We start from the raw sequence: 17215 nt of genomic DNA, 5'->3' as shown, positions 1-17215 counted from the left end.
GAAATTTATGTTTTCGTTTTTTTGTTTTTAATTTAGTTTTATGATGTGATGCAGATGAAAAAGCGATTGGACGAGGTTCTGTTAATATTTCAAAGCATAAAGCGCCAGCAAAAGGCTGTACTTTTATAAGCTTTACTTCTACTATATCACTTAGTTGATAACCTTTATGGCTACGCTTTCCTATAAGGATATATTGCGCTTCATCAAAATGATAATAATCATTTTTCAGTGTAGAAATATGTACAAAGCCATCTGTGTTTAATTTATCTAGCGAGATGAAAAGACCTGCTTTTGTAACTCCAGAAATACGACCTGTGAAAGTATGACCGATTTTGTTTGTTAAATATTGCGCGACAAGTCGGTCAATAGTTTCTCTTTCAGCCATCATTGCACGACGCTCATATAAAGAAATTTGTGTGGCAATTTCTGTAAGATTTTTTTCTTGTGCGTCTACTAATTGATCACTCCCTAGTTTTAATGCTTTAATGAGTGCTCGATGAATAATTAAGTCAGCATAACGACGAATTGGTGATGTAAAATGTGTATAATTACGCAAATTTAAACCAAAGTGGCCAATATTTTTTGGATTATACTCAGCTTGAGATTGTGAGCGCAAAATGACTTGGTTGACCAATTCTTGTTGTTGAGTATTTGTAACTTTTGCTAAAATGCCATTAAGGCGTGCTGATGTTAGTTCTGTTCCTCGAGAAAGTGATATTCCTAAACTATGGAGAAAATTCCGTAATATTTCTTGTTTTGCGAGAGAGGGTTTATCGTGAATTCGATAGATGAGGGGCTGATGATGTTCTTTTAATGTTTCAGAAGCTGCAATATTAGCCTGTATCATAAATTCTTCAATTAAGCGATGCGCCTCTAAGTGTGTTTCTATCACAACATCTTTAAGCGATCCATTTTGATTAAGAATAATCTTTTTTTCAGCTATTTCTAATTCTAGTGGCTGTCGACGATTACGCGCGGTTTTGAGGGTAGCATAAGCCTTCCATAATGGCTGTAAGACGTTTGCGAGAAGGGGTGCCGTTTTTTCATTTATATTTCCATCAACTGCTGATTGTACTTCTTGATAAGATAATTTAGCTACCACACGCATCATAATACGGTGAAAACTGTGTTTTTGTTTGTTTCCGTTTGCATCAAAAACCATACGAACCGCTAATGCTGGTCTGTCTTTTCCTTCACGCAAAGAACATAAATTATTAGAAATGCGTTCTGGAAGCATTGGCACAACGTAATTAGGAAAATAAACAGAATTTCCCCGTTTCAATGCTTCTTTATCTAAAGCGCTTCCTGATTTAACATAGTGAGAAACATCTGCAATTGCGACGACGATAATCCAACCACCACTATTTGCAAGGTCTTCATCATTTGTTGCATAAACTGCATCATCATGATCTTTTGCATCTGGTGGATCAATTGTAACAAGCGGTAAGTGCCTCCAATCTTCACGATTATCTATGCTGGCAGGTTTTGCATTTTTTACTTGCTCAAGAACATCTTCAGGAAAAATATAAGGGATTCCTTTTGAAAGAAGAGAAATCATTGAAAATGCTTTTTCGCTATCAATGTGTCCTAAAACATTCTTTACTTTTGCACTTTTCAGTCCATAACCAGTACTGTTTTTAATTTCGACTTCAACAAGATCACCAGATTCCATATGAATTTCTGAGGGCGTATCAATAATTAGCTCGCTAATTTTGCGTTCTATAGGTTCAAGCCGCCATTGGCCATTTTCTAATTTTTTTATTATGCCGAGTGCACTCTTTTGAGGTACGTCAATTTTACGAATAATTCGTCCTATATAGGGGATGCTTTCAGAAACTTTGTTTTGAAAAATTTTTACAAGAACATGATCACCAACACCAATGCTTGTTCCTTTTATACGATGAGAAGAAAATATTTCAATATTTGGTTTTGGATCATTTTCCCACTCAAAAGGTTGTGCAATAAAATTTCCGTCTTCATCGCGCGCGCTAATTTTCACTAAAGCAACCGGTGGTAATTTTCCTTTATTTATTATCTTTTTACGGTGTTTCGGTATTAAATTATAATCCTTAAAATCACGCAATATATCCCTTAACCAGATGCGCGCATCATCTTTTAAGTTAAAAGCTTTAGCAATTTCACGTTTGCTTGATTGGTTAGGGTTGTTTTTAATAAAAGTCAGAATCTCTTCTTTACTGGGCAGCTGCTCCATATTCAAAAATTGAAAATATTTTGTTTTTTTTTCGCCTTTAGCCAAAATTTATGTCTCTTTCGTTTTGGAAGGGGCTTTTGGAGATGCTGTTTTTTTAGCAGATGCCTTAGCCGATATAAGTTCTAGTGCTTCCGAAAGTGTCACATTAATTGGATCCTTATCTTTTGGCAATGTTACATTAATTTTACCCCAATTAACATATGGACCATAACGTCCATTGCGTACGCTAACAGTTCCTCCATCTGGATGATCTCCTAATGTAGTGAGTGCTGCGGTTGTAGTTTTGCTCCGCTTTGTTTTATTTTCTTGTTTTTCTGCAAGCACCGTAACAGCACGATTGATGCCAATATCAAAAGCTTCATCCGCGTGTAAAAGGGGAGCATATTTCCCATCGTGAGCAAGGTAAGGACCATATCGTCCAATCGTGGCTGTGATGACTTTGCCGGTTTCAGGGTGAATTCCAATTTCACGAGGTAAAGATATTAAAGCTAAAGCTTTATCAAGAGTAATATTTTCTGCTTGCCACTCTTTTGGTAATCCTGCACGCTTAGCCTCTTTACCTTCACCAAGTTGAATATATGGTCCAAAACGGCCATTACGAAGAGAGATATCTTTTTCTGTTTTAGGGTCGACACCAAGCACAACAGGTTCATCATTGTGTACAGTTTCATTCTCTTTTCCTGTATCTGTGCCAAGTTGACGTGTATATTTGCAACTAGGATAATTGGAGCAACCAACAAATGCACCATACCGACCTAATTTTAATGATAACTGCCCGTTTGTACAAAGAGGACAAGAACGAACATCGCTGCCATCTTCACGCATAGGGAATGCAAGAGGTGCTAATGTTACGTTTAAAACATCAAGAACATTTGTTATACGTAATTCTTGGATATTAGTAATAGATGCATTAAATCCATCCCAGAAATCTTGTAGAACATCTTTCCAAGAAAGTTTTCCATCCGATATAAGATCCAGTTTTTCTTCAAGATCTGCCGTAAAACCATATTCTACATAGCGATTAAAGAAATTTTCAAGAAAGGCTGTAACGATACGCCCTTTAGCATCAGGGATAAGCTTTCGTTTATCAATCACAATATATCCACGATCACAAAGCGTAGCTAATGTGGATGCATAGGTTGAAGGGCGACCAATTCCCAATTCTTCAAGCTTTTTAATTAATGAAGCTTCAGAATAACGGGGAGGTGGTTCTGTGGTATGTTGTGTAGCTTCAACCTTTTCTTTTGTAAGTGCTTCACCAGTATTTATTTGTGGCAGACGTGTTGATTCATTTTCTTCATTGTTTTCTTCATCTCGTTGATCGGTGTAGACAGAAAGAAAGCCATCAAAACGAATAACAGAACCTGTTGCGCGTAAATTTGCGTGATTTTTTTCTTTCAGTGCTTCAATTTCAACTGTCGTACGTTCAATTTCAGCAGAACGCATTTGGCTAGCAATAGCTCGTTTCCATATCAATTCATAAAGCTTTGCTTGATCATTATCGAGAAAACTACTTACTTGATTAGGTGTACGTTGAAAATCTGTTGGACGGATAGCTTCGTGTGCTTCTTGTGCATTTTTTGCTTTTGATGAATAAAAACGTGGCTTTTCAGGAATATAACTATTACCAAAGGTTTCATGAATTACTTTTCGTGCTGAATCAATTGCTTCTGGTGCTATTTGTACACCATCAGTACGCATGTAAGTAATAAGCCCTGCCATCTCACCGTCAATTTCAATGCCTTCATAAAGTTTTTGAGCAATTTGCATGGTGCGAGAAGCTGAAAAACCTAATTTTGAAGAAGCAGCTTGTTGTAAGGTGGATGTCGTAAATGGAGGGAAAGGATTTCTTTTTGTGGGTTTTGCTTCAACACTTAATGTACGATACTCTGCTCCCTCTAACATAAAGCGAATCTGATTTGCTTGTTCTTGAGATTGAATATCAAGTTTTCCAATCTTTTTTTGATTAAACATTGTTAGTCTTGCACAAAAACTGTCATCTCGAATAGTTTTTAAGTATGTTGTAATAGACCAGTAATCTTCTTTGATAAAATGTTCTATTTCTGATTCACGATCACAAATAATACGTAAGGCAACCGATTGTACGCGACCAGCTGAGCGAGCACCAGGGAGTTTACGCCATAAAACAGGTGAGAGTGTAAAGCCAACAAGATAATCGAGCGCGCGCCGTGCAAGGTAGGCATCTACGAGTGATATATCAATATCACGCGGATTATTCATAGCATCGAGCACAGACTTTTTGGTGATGGCATTAAATACAACCCGTTTAATGGGTTTATCATTTAAAACTTTTTTCTGGTGAAGAACATCCAAAATATGCCATGAAATAGCTTCTCCTTCACGGTCAGGGTCTGTTGCTAAGATGAGGCTATCAGCTTCTTTGACTGCTTTTGCTATTTCATTTAAACGTTTAGCTGCAGCAGTATTGATATCCCATTTCATCGCAAAGTCTTGATCAGGTAAAACGGAACCATCTTTTGCAGACAAATCACGGACATGACCAAATGATGCGACTACTTTATATTGAGATCCAAGATATTTATTAATTGTTTTTGCTTTAGCTGGAGATTCAACGATAACGATATTCATAATTTTACCCGAATGTTGAAATAAAAATTCTTTTTATAAACTCCTTTCGCAGGAATAGCTAATGGCAATTGGTTAAGAGCACATAAAAAATATTATATTATACAACTTTTGATTGTTATTATTAAAATACACCCTATATAGAACTATAAGATTTATTTTCTACAGCTAATACAACAGTTAATACAAAAGAATACGGCGAAAGACAAAGATAACGTCTATTGAGAGGTGGGGGAGAATACTCAAGGATAGAAGATTATGTTTATAAATCATTTAAAAGTTATCCAATATATTACAGATATGTCACAACAAATGAACCAAATGGCGCGTCAAGCTCGTAGTCCACTTTTAGCATTACTTTTGGATATGGTAGCCAAAGAGGGGCAAAGTATTCTTAATAGCGCTGAAACTCTTGGGGAAGATCCGAACTCGACAATGACACATAACCACCAGAGTGTCGAATAAGCTTGCCAGCAAGATCGAGTTCAACCAGCAAGAGGTAAAGGTTTTGCAATGAAACGCCTGAATGTGCACTGAGCGTGTCTAAATCTATTGGGGTTGTCGAGAGAGCAGAGAGAACGGCTGCGCGTTCTGTAGTGCTTTCGAGGTGAGTGGTTTTGTCACTTTTTACATCCGTTGAACTTAAATTTTCCTGTTGAAAAAGAGAGCTTGATTCTTCAAAAAGATTAAGTTGGGGGTTAACGGTATTCGGGATGAGGGGTGTAAGTGTTTCTACGATGTCAGAGGGATGCGTGGTAAGCAAGGCACCGTCTTTGATAAGGTTATTTGTACCAACTGATCTTGGATCGAGTGGGGAACCGGGAAGAGCGAAAATCAATCGTCCCAGTTCGGTAGCTTGGCGCGCTGTAATGAGAGACCCTGATCGCATGGCAGCTTCTACAACCAAGAGACCAAGTGATAGACCTGCAATAATACGGTTTCTTCTTGGGAAATCGATAGCACGAGGCTTCCAAGAAATGGGCATTTCGCTGACAATTGCTCCACCGTTGGCAATAATATCTTCGTATAATTTTTTGTTTTCAGGAGGATAAATGTGATCAATTCCACCAGCCATAACTGCAACTGTGCCTGTTAGCAAACTTGCTTGATGAGCAATGCTATCGATTCCACGAGCTAATCCAGAAATAACCGTAAAGTCAGCATGGCCAAGAAAATGAGCAAATTGAGTCGTGAGTTTTTTGCCAGCTGCTGAAGCATTTCGAGAGCCCACAATCCCAATAGAAGGTTTCTGAAAAACCGAAAAATTTCCTTTTATGGCAATAAGTGGTGGTGATGCTTCCGTTACTTTAAGAAAGGCTGGATAATCTGGCTCTCCTATACCGACAAACCGAATACCTAATCGTTCGGCTTTTTCCATTTCTTTTTCAGCATCTTCTAATGTTGCTATTCGAATAGATGTAGTAAGACCGCCTTTTTTACTAAGCTCAGGAAGAGCTTCTAAAGCATTTTCTGCTGTTTTATAATGATCAATTAAATTGCGAAAACTAACTGCTCCAATATTTTCACTACGCAACAACCGTAACCAGTTTAGACGTTGATGGTCCGTGAGCAAAATTCCTTTATTTATCCCCGTTTTGAGCGCCAATCTTGCTTTCTTTCCCAATTAATAATCTACCGATATTTGCATGATGTTTTATAATTACGAATATGCTCATCACAATTAATATATAGTAAGCATAAAGATAAGAATAGAAAAAATAAACAAATATTGGAGTGATAATAACGGCAATAAGTGCAGATAATGAAGAGTAACGAGTAAGTAAAAAAAATGTCATCCACACAATAATGAAAACAATTGCTGCTGGCCAATAAAATCCTAAGCATACACCAAGATAGGTAGCGATGCCTTTTCCACCTTTGAATTTAAGCCATATTGGGAAAAGGTGTCCCAAAAAAGCGAAAAAACCAGCTAAAATAATAATGATATTATTTTCTATGGGATAATTTAAAAATTTTACAACAAGAACAGCAAGAGTTCCTTTCAATATATCGCAGAGAAGAGTAAAAGCAGCAACTTTCTTATTTCCTGTTCGCAAAACATTTGTAGCTCCAATATTTCCAGAACCAATTTTTCTCACATCACCAAGCTTGGCTAATCGTGTAAAAAGAAGTCCAAATGGGATAGATCCAATGAGATAGGACATGAGGAAAATAAACAATGTATAGAACTGAAAGGGTGTTTCTAGTACATTCATGAGAAATCCTATTGTTGATCAAGTTTAAAAATTGATTTTCCTTTAACAAAGGTTTGAAGAACACGTCCCTGAAAGCGGGCATTTTCAAAAGGTGTATTTTTTGAATGTGAATACAACTTATCTGTGGATACTACCCATGGCTCATCAAGATCAACTAAAATAAGGTCTGCATGAGCACCTTTTTTAAGTGTTCCTGCATTAAGACCAAAGAGTTTTGCTGGTGTTGTTGACAAAAGTTCAGTTAACCGTAACAAAGAGATAGCGTTATTGTGATAAAGGCGTAAAGCTGCACTTAGTAAAGTTTCCATGCCAATAGCGCCTGTCGAGGCATCATTAAATGGCAAATTTTTTGTATCAATATTTTGAGGGTCATGAGAAGAAACGATAATATCTACCGTTCCATCTTTTATGGCTTCAATCATTGCTATACGATCTTCTTCTGTACGCAATGGGGGCATGAGACGGAAAGAAGTACGATATTCACCAATATCATTTTCGTTAAGAGATAAGTGATTAATAGATACACCAGCGGAAATTTTTGCACTGCGTTGCTTCCCTATACGAATAGCATCAGCAGACATAGCTGTAGATATTTGTGCAGCATGATAGCGTGCTTGTGTCAATGCTGCCAGTCGCAAATCTCTTTCAAGTGGGATAACTTCTGCTTCGCGGGGTATTCCAGAAAGACCAAGCCAGCTCGCTAGCAGACCTTCATTCATAACGCCTTGTCCTGTAAGATCCTTGTCTTGTGTTTCGTGTATCAATGTGATGTCAAAATCACACGCATAAGTCATTGCACGTTGCATAACAGATGAATTTTGCAGAGTTTTTTTCCCCTCACTAAAGGCAACTGCTCCTGCATCTTTTAAAAGACCAAATTCAGTTATTTTTTGTCCGTTGAAACCTTGAGTGATAGCAGCAATAGGGTAAATATTGACCGATGACATTTCTTGTACTGTATGCGTAATGAATTGAACAAGCGCCACATTATCGATAATTGGATGCGTGTCTGGCATCATCAAGAAGGAAGTAATACCGCCTGCTGCTGCAGATTGACTTGCTGATGGGATTGTTTCACGATACTCATTTGCGGATCCTCCAACAAAGACGCGAGCATCAACAAGTCCAGGTAAAATTGCTTTGTTTTGTGCGTTAATAATCTCCGCGTCTTTAGGCGCTCCCTGATTTAAAGCTTCTTTTCCAGCGGCTGTAATTAGTCCATTTTCAATAATAACTGTGCCGATTTCGTCGATTGCGCGTGAAGGATCAATAATACGAGCGTTTTGAAAAACTATTGGCTTTGTCATTTTTTCTTTCCACTTCCGTTAAGGCGTGAGTCCAATAAAGCTTCTATGACAGCCATTCGCACAGCGATTCCCATCTCTACTTGTGTTTGAATCATGCTTTGTGGTCCATCCGCTACATCAGATGCGATTTCTATACCACGGTTTATTGGACCAGGATGCAGAATAATGCAGTCGCTTTTAGCGTAAGCTAAGTTTTTTTTATGTAAACCAAAATAATGAAAATATTCACGAATAGAGGGGATAAAGGAACCTGTCATACGCTCGTGTTGTAAGCGTAGCATCATGATGACGTCAGCACCTTTAAGGCCTTCTTTCATTGTATTAAAAACCTCAACGCTCATATTTTTTATTCCTGCAGGTAAAAGTGTTGAAGGAGCGATAACGCGAACACGTGCTCCTAATGTATTAAGACTGAGGATATTGGAGCGTGCAACACGCGAATGCAAAATATCACCGCAAATTGCAACAGTTAATCCTTCTATACGGCCTTTGGTTTTCTTAATAGTCAGGGCATCTAATAAAGCTTGTGTTGGATGTTCATGTGCACCGTCACCTGCATTAATGACACAACAATCAACTTTTTGGGCTAACAGAGCAGCTGCTCCAGCACAACTATGTCGAATCACCAGTATATCTGGTTTCATTGCATTAAGAGTTGTGGCTGTATCAATCAATGTTTCTCCTTTTTTTACAGATGAATTGCCAATGGCTATGCTCATTACATCTGCTCCCAATCGTTTACCAGCTAATTCGAACGAGGATCGAGTTCTTGTGGAAGCCTCAAAGAAAAGATTAATTTGAGTGTATCCGTATAATGTAGATTTTTTTTTATCAATTTTTTTTGAAAGGTTAATGTTCGCATTTGCACGGTCAAGCAATGCAGTAAGATCCTGTATATTTAGACCTTTTATACCTAAAAGGTGTTGGTAGGGGAAAATGGGAAAAAAAGTATTTTGAGTCATAGCATTCTTTTCTCTCTCTCTGCTAATAGAGATTAAAAAACTATTTGTTTAAATATGATAAGTATTCTTTAACTGCAAAACGACAAATAGTCTATGATGTGAATGATTTGAATAATAGGAATATGATAATGAGTGCTGTGTCTGCACAAAATTCCCGCCGCAAAAATGCGTTTCTTAGTGATACGCTTATGTTTCGTATTGCTTCTACTTTGCCCACGTTTTTATTAGCAAGTTTTGAAGAAATGGGAGATTTTGTGGCTAGCCATGAAGCAAAGGATCTTTCTTATTTGGCAAATCATTATCGGCCAGTATTGCGCTATAATGATGAATGGGGAAAATCAATAGAACAATTAGAGATACACTCTTCTTATCAAGCGCTTCAACGATATTCTAGACAAGCTGGTCTGGTTACTTCACTTTGGGAAAATGCGACCTCAGAAAATGGAGTACGCTATCAAGCGCGTGCTATTCGTTTAGCTTTATCTGCCAGTTTAGAAACGGGGCATTTGAACGAAGTTGTTATAACAAGCGCGGCTATTGCAGTATTAATTAGTGATATTGAGCTATTCAAAAAATGGCAAAATGTTCTCTTATCGCGTGAATATGATTTATCATCTAAGCCTATTAATGATAAAATTGCAGCTTCGCTTACCTGTGCTTTTGATAATATGGAAAAAAGCGAAAAACATTTTTTTAATTTTCCAAGTGCTCAAAAAATTTCTTTTGATGAAAAAATGGGGCGTGATCTGTATCGCTTAAATGTCGTTAAAACGAATGTTATTAATCCTGTAGTTGATGGATATCTTGTAAGCGCAGAGCTAGAAGGTAACTTGAGCTGCTTTTTAATCCCACGTGTGCAAGAAAATGGTGCACTAAATGGCATTATATCGATCCGTAATTTAGTGCAACGCCCTGGAGAAAATTCAACACCGGAAGGTGTGGTTGATTTTCAGGGCAGTTATGGTTGGCTTTTGGGGAATGCTGGAGAAGGTGTTAAGGTTATTAAAGATATAGAAACTATGATGCGTTTCGATCAATCTGTCATATCAGCAGGTGTTTTGCGGGCAGCACTTCAATTTGGCATAGATTTTTTTCGGCAAAAAATGCCAAACCAGCCTTTGCCACCGCTAACAGAACGTATTTTTGCAGATATTGCACTTGATATTGCTGCTTCGCAAGCATTGGTTTTTCGTTTAGCGCGAGCATTTGATAATGCTGCAAATGATCGCTCTGAAGCAGCTTTTGCACGAATTATGACGCCTATTATTGCTTATCATGTGAGCCAATTAGTTGTTCCTATTATTGGTGAAATTATTGCACAAATTGGCATAGAAAGTTTTGTAGAGGGTAATCCATTATCGCAAATGTTGTGTAATGGACCAGCGCGGATTGTTAGAAATAGTTCTGCTAATCAATTGGTAAAAGATGCAATTCTCATAGCTGAAAAAGCACCTGGATTGTTCCAAAAATTGCTAGAAAAAATTGCTGTTGATATTGGACCAGCAGGACCGCGAGCAATTGAGATTATCAAGTCTGCTGTAAATATGGCCTCAACAAATGAGGGAGCAGGAAGATTTTTTGTTGAGCAAGTAGCGTATGCAGTTGCAGCTGCATCGTTGCGTTATGTAGATATAGAGCATGTTGCAAATGCCTATATGGAAAGCCGTCTTGGTGGACAATGGAGATCTTCCTATGGCATGTTAATTGCACGATATAATGCAGGACATTTGTTAAATGTCCTTTACCCTTCTATCTGATGGAGGCTTTTGATTCTGTTGAGAGCGCCTTGTAATATGAAAGCAGCTGCTGCAGAATCGATGCGGCTTGCTCGCTTATTGCGTGATATATCCATTTCAAGAAGGCAACGTTGTGCGGCAACTGTCGATAAACGTTCATCCCAAAAAATAAATGGGACTTTTGTATGTTTTGCCATATTGCTGACAAAAGTCCTAGTTGCTTGAGCACGAGAGCCGCTGCTGCCATTCATGTTGAGAGGTAAGCCAATGACAGCAACTCCCACATTTTCATTATTAAAAATTTGTACAAGTTTGTGAGCATCTAGCGTAAATTTTTTGCGTTGAAGGACAGCACGTGGATTTGAGAAAGTCAAACTCATATCAGAAATTGCAATTCCGATAGTTTTTGTGCCTAAATCTAATCCTGCTATCGTTTGCTTGGGCAAAAGATGTGTAATAACTTCATCTATATTGATAACAGCCATGTGATCTTATAATTAAATTTTTTAATATTTTAAGGTTTGTACTATATTTTTATTCGAGATATCAATATTCTTGCGCTTACAAACGTAGCCCTGTATAGCCAAAATATAGGTAAATGAATGTCAAAATAAAAAAGCAGAAAGGCATAATATGTCTGTTGATAAAGAAACAGTCAAGCGGGTGGCACATTTAGCACGTATTGCTATCCACGATGATGAAGCAGAGCATATGTCACAAGGGCTCAATGTTATTTTAAATTTTGTAGAGCAACTTAATGAAGTTGATATTAGTGGGGTTGAACCATTAACATCAGTGATGCCAATGGCTTTGCGAATGCGTGAAGATAGTGTCACAGATGGAAATAAAGCGACAGATATCGTCGCGAATGCGCCTGTTACGGAAGAAAATTTCTTTCTTGTTCCAAAAGTTGTCGAATAATTTTTTATATTCTAAAAATTTGAGAATCAATATGACCGATTTAACAACCTTAACAATTGCACAAGCCCGTGATGCTCTTGTAAAAAAAGATTTCAAAGCGATAGAATTAACAGAAGCTTATTTAAAAGCGATTGAATTGGCCAATCCGACTTTAAATGCTTATGTTGCGATAGAGGCTGATCAAGCAATAAAAATGGCTATCGAATCAGATAACCGCTTGGCGAGAGGGCAGGGGGGTATTTTAGAGGGAATCCCATTGGGAATTAAGGATCTCTTTGCTACGCAAGGCGTTCATACTCAAGCTTGTTCACATATTCTTGATGGTTTTAAGCCACAGTATGAATCAACTGTAACCGCTAATTTATGGAAGGATGGAGCGGTTATGTTAGGTAAGCTTAATATGGACGAGTTTGCTATGGGGTCCTCAAACGAAACATCATATTATGGTCCAGCTATTAACCCATGGCAAAAAAAGGATTCTAATGAAAAACTTGTCCCTGGTGGTTCTTCAGGAGGGTCTGCGGCTGCTGTTGCAGCGCAACTTTGTGCAGGTGCAACAGCGACAGATACAGGTGGATCAATCCGTCAACCAGCAGCATTTACTGGTACTGTAGGGATGAAACCAACTTATGGACGGTGTTCACGGTGGGGAATTGTAGCTTTTGCTTCATCACTTGATCAGGCAGGTCCTATCGGACGAAATGTTCGTGATTGTGCTATTTTACTTAAATCAATGGCTTCCTTTGATGAAAAAGATTCTACTTCAGTTAATTTATCAGTGCCTGATTATGAAAATTATATTGGTCAATCAATTAAAGGAATGAAAATTGGTGTTCCAAAAGAGTACCATCTTGAAGGTATGTCTACTGAAATTATCGCACTTTGGCAAAAGGGCATGAACTGGCTAAAAGAAGCAGGGGCTGAGATATGTAATATTTCTTTACCTCATACAAAATATGCTTTGCCTGCTTATTACATTGTGGCTCCTGCTGAAGCATCTTCTAATTTAGCGCGCTATGATGGTGTTCGGTTTGGTCTGCGTATATCAGGAAAAGATATTATTGAAATGTATGAAAATACGCGTTCTGCTGGTTTTGGGAATGAGGTAAAACGACGTATTTTGATTGGCACTTATGTTCTTTCATCAGGTTATTATGATGCCTATTATATTAAAGCTCAAAAAGTAAGAACATTAGTGAAGCGTGATTTTGATCAGTGTTTTGCTTCTGGTGTTGATGCTATTCTCACACCTGCGACACCGATTTCAGCTTTTGGCATTGCTGATGAAAAAATAAAAAATGATAGTGTGGCGATGTACCACAATGATATTTTTACTGTACCAGTTAATATGGCAGGGTTACCAGGAATCTCTGTTCCTGCTGGTCTATCAGAAAGTGGTTTACCGCTAGGGTTACAGTTAATTGGTAAACCCTTTGCCGAGGAGGTAATTTTTCAGATAGCTCATATTATAGAACAAGCAGCTGGAACGTTTAATGCTAAAAAATGGTGGGTGTAATAACAAAAAGCTCTTCTTCAAAAAAAGAGTTATTCTTGAGACAAACGATACTTGTTTAATACAGAAGGATAACTCTTAAAGGGGGTGTTACGGATTCTTAACTACTTGTATTATCGTTTTTAACCACCCAAATATGCTTCTTTAACACGAGGATCAGAGATCATATCCTTACCTTCTCCGTGAAATAAGACATGTCCCACCTCTAAAATATAAGCATAATTTGCAATAGAAAGTGCTGCAAATGCATTTTGTTCAATAAGAAGAATTGTTTTTCCCATATCATTAATTTTTTGAATAATCGAAAAAATTTCCTGTACAAGAAGTGGTGCTAATCCCAACGATGGCTCATCCAGTATTACCATGTCAGGATTACTCATGAGTGCACGACCTACAGCAAGCATTTGTTGTTCACCACCTGACATTGTTCCTCCTAATTGCTTAGCTCTTTCACGTAAACGTGGAAACAGATCAAATATCCATTCGATATCACGGGCAATTCCCGATTTATCATGACGAATATAAGCTCCTAGATGGAGATTCTCTAAAACAGTTAGATGGGGCATGATACGTCGTCCTTCAGGACTCAAAGCGATACCCAGTCGTAAAATTTCTTCTGGTGACTTTTTAATAATTGATTCACCTTTATATATGATTTCTCCATAAACAGACCGATTAATTCCTGTAATAGAGTTTACAATGCTACTTTTTCCTGCTCCATTGGCACCAATTAAAGTTACTATACTGCCATTTTTTATAGACATAGAAAGGTCTTGAATAGCTTTAATGGCGCCATAGTGAACGTGAAGGTTTTTAATTTCAAGAATATTCATAAACATCTCCGCCAAGATAAGCCTCAATAACTTTAGGGTTGCTGCGAACTTCTGTTGGTGTACCATTGGCAATGCAACAGCCATATTCTAAAACCCAAATATATTGGCAGAGTCCCATCACAACTTTCATATCATGTTCAATCAGTAAAATTGTAAGATCAAATTCTTTTTGCACTTTTGCTATGAATTTTCTAAGATCCTCGCTTTCTTGTGGGTTCATGCCTGCGGCAGGTTCGTCAAGAAGAAGCAATTTAGGTTTTGTTGCTAGAGCACGTGCAATTTCTAGACGCCGTTGCACACCGTAGGGTAAGGTTGCTGCTCGCTGATTGGCAAGGTGATCAAGCTGCAGTTGTTCGAGAAGCACCATTGAGTTTTTATAAATTTCATTTTTTTCTTTAATTGCTTTTGGCCATAATAAAGCTGAAGCAAACCATGGGTATTTTTGACGGACATGTGCCCCCACCATAACATTTTGCAAGACCGTTAACCCTGAAAAAAGACGAATATTTTGAAATGTTCGTGCAATATGGCGTTTGCATATTGTATGTGGAGAAGAGCCAGAAACTTTATCTCCATCAAAAGTAATTGTTCCACTTGTGGGCGCATAAAATCCCGAAATCATATTAAAGACAGTAGTTTTTCCAGCACCGTTTGGGCCAATTAGTCCAGTAATTGTTCCTTTTTTGATAGCCATATTAATGTTATTTACAGCAACCAATCCACCAAAACGCATAATGATATTGTCGAGTGAAAGAATAATGTTGTTCATAGATTTCCCTCGGTATTAGAGAGCTTTTTTCGTGTTAAAAAGCAATAAATCCAATTCCATGAAAATTCACGTTGCTCCAACAATCCTTTTCGCCAAAATAGAATAATAAATAACAACAAAAGAGAAAAAACAACCATACGAAGTCCTGGTATTCCTGGAATATACAAAAAACCTAAATCAATCGGACTTTCAATAATACGAAGCCATTCGAGCATGACTGTGATAATAATGCTGCCAACAATGCTTCCTGTAATTGAACCAAGACCACCAGCAACAACAATCATCAAAATATTAAAAGTTAAGAGAAAATTAAACATTTTAGGATCGATAGTTGAAATAAGGGCAGCCATCAGCGCTCCTCCAACACCTGCAAAAAATGCACCAACCGTAAAAGAAAAACTACGATAAAAAAAAGCGTTAACACCCATTGTTTTTGCAGCAACTTCGTCATCACGGATAGCATGCAGCACATTGCCAGTGTTACTTCGTAGTAAGAGAAGCATGAAGATAACTGTAAATGCTAGCCAACCATAATTCCACCATAATGTAGCACTTTGAGGGATCCCCTTGATTCCTAGTGAACCATTTGTTAAGGATGTAGCGTTGGTAATGACAATGCGAATAATTTCTGCAAAACCTAATGTTGCAATTCCAAGGTAATCGCCACCGAGGCGTAATATAGGTAGGGCAATCAATAAGCCTATAACTGCTGCACACAAACCACTTACAACAACGGCTGCAAAAAATGGTAATTGCAGATAATGCAAGGGTTCAATTATAGGCTCGAGAATCCACATCATCTCCTTTTGTTCAGGAGAAAGAAGTAAAATTGCACATATATAAGCACCGATAGCCATAAAGCCAGCATGCCCAAGAGAAAACATCCCCGTGAAACCATAAATTAAATTAAGTGAAATCGCTAATATCGCGTTGATAGCAATAAGATTGATGATACGAATTGTATAATCATTAAAGTAATTCTCAGCATAAAATAAGAAACCGATAAGAAGAAAAATACTGACACACGATAAAAAAATTTTCGTTGATTTTGCCATTAGATTTTCTCCTGGCTTTTCTTACCCATTAACCCAGTGGGCATTACTAATAAAATTAAAATCAATAAGATAAATGCGAAAGCATCTCGATATCCAGACAGAGCAGGAAAGAACGCAACAATCATAATTTCAATAAATCCTAATAATAAACCACCCAACATTGCTCCTGGAATTGAGCCAATACCTCCGATAACAGCAGCAATAAATGCCTTGAGCCCTGGAAGAATGCCCATATAAGGTTGAATTTGAGGATAGCGTAAAGCCCACATAATTCCTGCAACAGCAGCAAGTGCTGAACCTATACAAAATGTGAATGCAATGACTTTATTAACAGAAACACCCATTAAACGAGTAGTTTCAATATCGTATGAAATTGCACGCATAGCAAGACCAGGTTTTGTTTTATTGATAATCCACAGCAATAAGGCAATAAGAATAAACGAAATAATGGGAACAATGAGGGACATAGGAGCAATTCTAATCACTACATCTGAATTTTGTCCTAAATTCCACAGAATCGGTTTTACTAAAAAATCTAGCTGTTTTACACCTTTGGGGACACCACTAAAGAGTACAGTCGCAAGATTTTCAATAAAAAAAGAAACTCCTATTGCACCGATCAGTGCTGAGATACGTGGAGCATAACGTAGAGGTCTATAAGCAAATTGGTCAACAGTAATACCCACTGCGCTTGTGATAAAAACCGAAAAACAGATAGCTAATATCCAAATTGGCGTAAAGTCTTGTGGAGCAATTTTAAAATAATAAATGAACCCTAAAGCAAGAATAAAAAAAGCAACAACCCAATAAATTTTGGGTCGTTCTTTAAATCCTATAAATACAGAGTAGTAAATGAAAATAGCTAGGAACACTAAAAGAACAGCAAGCCACGCAGGCATAAAGCTGACTGTAGAAAAGAAAACGAAATATGCTCCCAGCATAAAAATATCGCCATGAGCAAAATTAATTAATCTCAGAATACCATAGACCATGGTGTAACCAATTGCGATAAGCCCGTAAAGCGATCCCAACGCCAGTGCATTAAAAAAGTACTGGATGAACATTTCAGTGCTCATCTCTTATC

Annotated in this window: 15 protein-coding genes; 4 read left to right on the top strand and 11 right to left on the bottom strand. The window is 37.7% G+C overall.

Annotation, left to right across the window (positions count from 1 at the left end; genetic code table 11):
• Together rnr and topA are read right to left on the bottom strand one after the other, a co-directional pair.
• The coding region (gene rnr, locus V5N67_RS06430; protein WP_332061071.1) for a ribonuclease R at positions 1-2257 on the bottom strand (2257 nt) is incomplete at its 3' end.
• Between the two features lie 3 nt (positions 2258-2260).
• Positions 2261-4822 carry a type I DNA topoisomerase gene (topA, locus tag V5N67_RS06425; RefSeq protein ID WP_332061070.1) on the bottom strand — a complete coding sequence of 854 codons (2562 nt, stop codon included), beginning with the start codon at positions 4820-4822 and terminating at the stop codon, positions 2261-2263.
• Positions 4823-5077: 255 nt separating this feature from the next.
• On the opposite strand from topA, the gene V5N67_RS06420 reads away from it, so the two are divergent.
• The gene (locus tag V5N67_RS06420; protein ID WP_332061069.1) at positions 5078-5284 is read left to right on the top strand and encodes a hypothetical protein; all 207 of its coding nucleotides are present in this window, start codon (positions 5078-5080) and stop codon (positions 5282-5284) included.
• On the opposite strand, the gene dprA is transcribed toward V5N67_RS06420, so the two are convergent.
• The 4 genes from dprA to V5N67_RS06400 are packed head-to-tail and all read right to left on the bottom strand — an operon-like array spanning position 5214 to position 9304.
• Entirely contained in the window at positions 5214-6425 is a 1212-nt protein-coding gene (dprA, locus tag V5N67_RS06415; protein WP_332061068.1) for a DNA-processing protein DprA, read from the bottom strand. The genes V5N67_RS06420 and dprA overlap by 71 nt on opposite strands.
• On the bottom strand, positions 6400-7035 hold the full coding sequence (gene plsY, locus V5N67_RS06410) for a glycerol-3-phosphate 1-O-acyltransferase PlsY (RefSeq protein ID WP_332061067.1): 636 nt from the start codon (positions 7033-7035) through the stop codon (positions 6400-6402). The genes dprA and plsY overlap by 26 nt, the downstream gene beginning before the upstream one ends.
• Before the next feature lie 8 nt (positions 7036-7043).
• The gene (locus V5N67_RS06405; RefSeq protein WP_332061066.1) at positions 7044-8342 is read right to left on the bottom strand and encodes a dihydroorotase; all 1299 of its coding nucleotides are present in this window, start codon (positions 8340-8342) and stop codon (positions 7044-7046) included.
• On the bottom strand, positions 8339-9304 hold the full coding sequence (locus V5N67_RS06400; protein ID WP_332061065.1) for an aspartate carbamoyltransferase catalytic subunit: 966 nt from the start codon (positions 9302-9304) through the stop codon (positions 8339-8341). Before V5N67_RS06400 ends, V5N67_RS06405 begins: the two co-directional genes overlap by 4 nt.
• Before the next feature lie 128 nt (positions 9305-9432).
• On the opposite strand from V5N67_RS06400, the gene V5N67_RS06395 reads away from it, so the two are divergent.
• On the top strand, positions 9433-11061 hold the full coding sequence (locus V5N67_RS06395; protein WP_332061064.1) for an acyl-CoA dehydrogenase family protein: 1629 nt from the start codon (positions 9433-9435) through the stop codon (positions 11059-11061).
• Here the strand turns inward: V5N67_RS06395 and ruvX are convergent.
• On the bottom strand, positions 11046-11525 hold the full coding sequence (gene ruvX, locus V5N67_RS06390; RefSeq protein WP_332061063.1) for a Holliday junction resolvase RuvX: 480 nt from the start codon (positions 11523-11525) through the stop codon (positions 11046-11048). The genes V5N67_RS06395 and ruvX overlap by 16 nt on opposite strands.
• A 148-nt stretch (positions 11526-11673) precedes the next feature.
• On the opposite strand from ruvX, the gene gatC reads away from it, so the two are divergent.
• Positions 11674-11961, top strand: coding sequence for an Asp-tRNA(Asn)/Glu-tRNA(Gln) amidotransferase subunit GatC (gene gatC, locus V5N67_RS06385; RefSeq protein WP_332061062.1), 288 nt, complete (start codon positions 11674-11676; stop codon positions 11959-11961).
• 31 nt (positions 11962-11992) lie between these two features.
• Complete coding sequence (gene gatA / locus V5N67_RS06380) at positions 11993-13477, top strand: Asp-tRNA(Asn)/Glu-tRNA(Gln) amidotransferase subunit GatA (protein ID WP_332061061.1); 1485 nt, start codon at positions 11993-11995, stop codon at positions 13475-13477.
• 119 nt (positions 13478-13596) lie between these two features.
• Here gatA and V5N67_RS06375 read toward each other — a convergent pair whose 3' ends face one another.
• The 4 genes from V5N67_RS06375 to V5N67_RS06360 are packed head-to-tail and all read right to left on the bottom strand — an operon-like array spanning position 13597 to position 17207.
• Complete coding sequence (locus V5N67_RS06375) at positions 13597-14307, bottom strand: ABC transporter ATP-binding protein (protein WP_332061060.1); 711 nt, start codon at positions 14305-14307, stop codon at positions 13597-13599.
• A complete protein-coding gene (locus V5N67_RS06370) occupies positions 14294-15076 on the bottom strand; it encodes an ABC transporter ATP-binding protein (RefSeq protein WP_332061059.1) in 783 nt (260 codons plus the stop codon). The genes V5N67_RS06375 and V5N67_RS06370 overlap by 14 nt, the downstream gene beginning before the upstream one ends.
• Positions 15073-16131, bottom strand: coding sequence for a branched-chain amino acid ABC transporter permease (locus tag V5N67_RS06365; RefSeq protein ID WP_332061058.1), 1059 nt, complete (start codon positions 16129-16131; stop codon positions 15073-15075). The genes V5N67_RS06370 and V5N67_RS06365 overlap by 4 nt, the downstream gene beginning before the upstream one ends.
• On the bottom strand, positions 16131-17207 hold the full coding sequence (locus V5N67_RS06360) for a branched-chain amino acid ABC transporter permease (protein WP_332061057.1): 1077 nt from the start codon (positions 17205-17207) through the stop codon (positions 16131-16133). The genes V5N67_RS06365 and V5N67_RS06360 overlap by 1 nt, the downstream gene beginning before the upstream one ends.
• Positions 17208-17215: the final 8 nt, after the last annotated feature.

This window comes from Bartonella rhinolophi, from assembly GCF_036576165.1.
GTDB lineage: Bacteria > Pseudomonadota > Alphaproteobacteria > Rhizobiales > Rhizobiaceae > Bartonella.
This window is presented reverse-complemented; position numbering and strand designations above follow the sequence as displayed.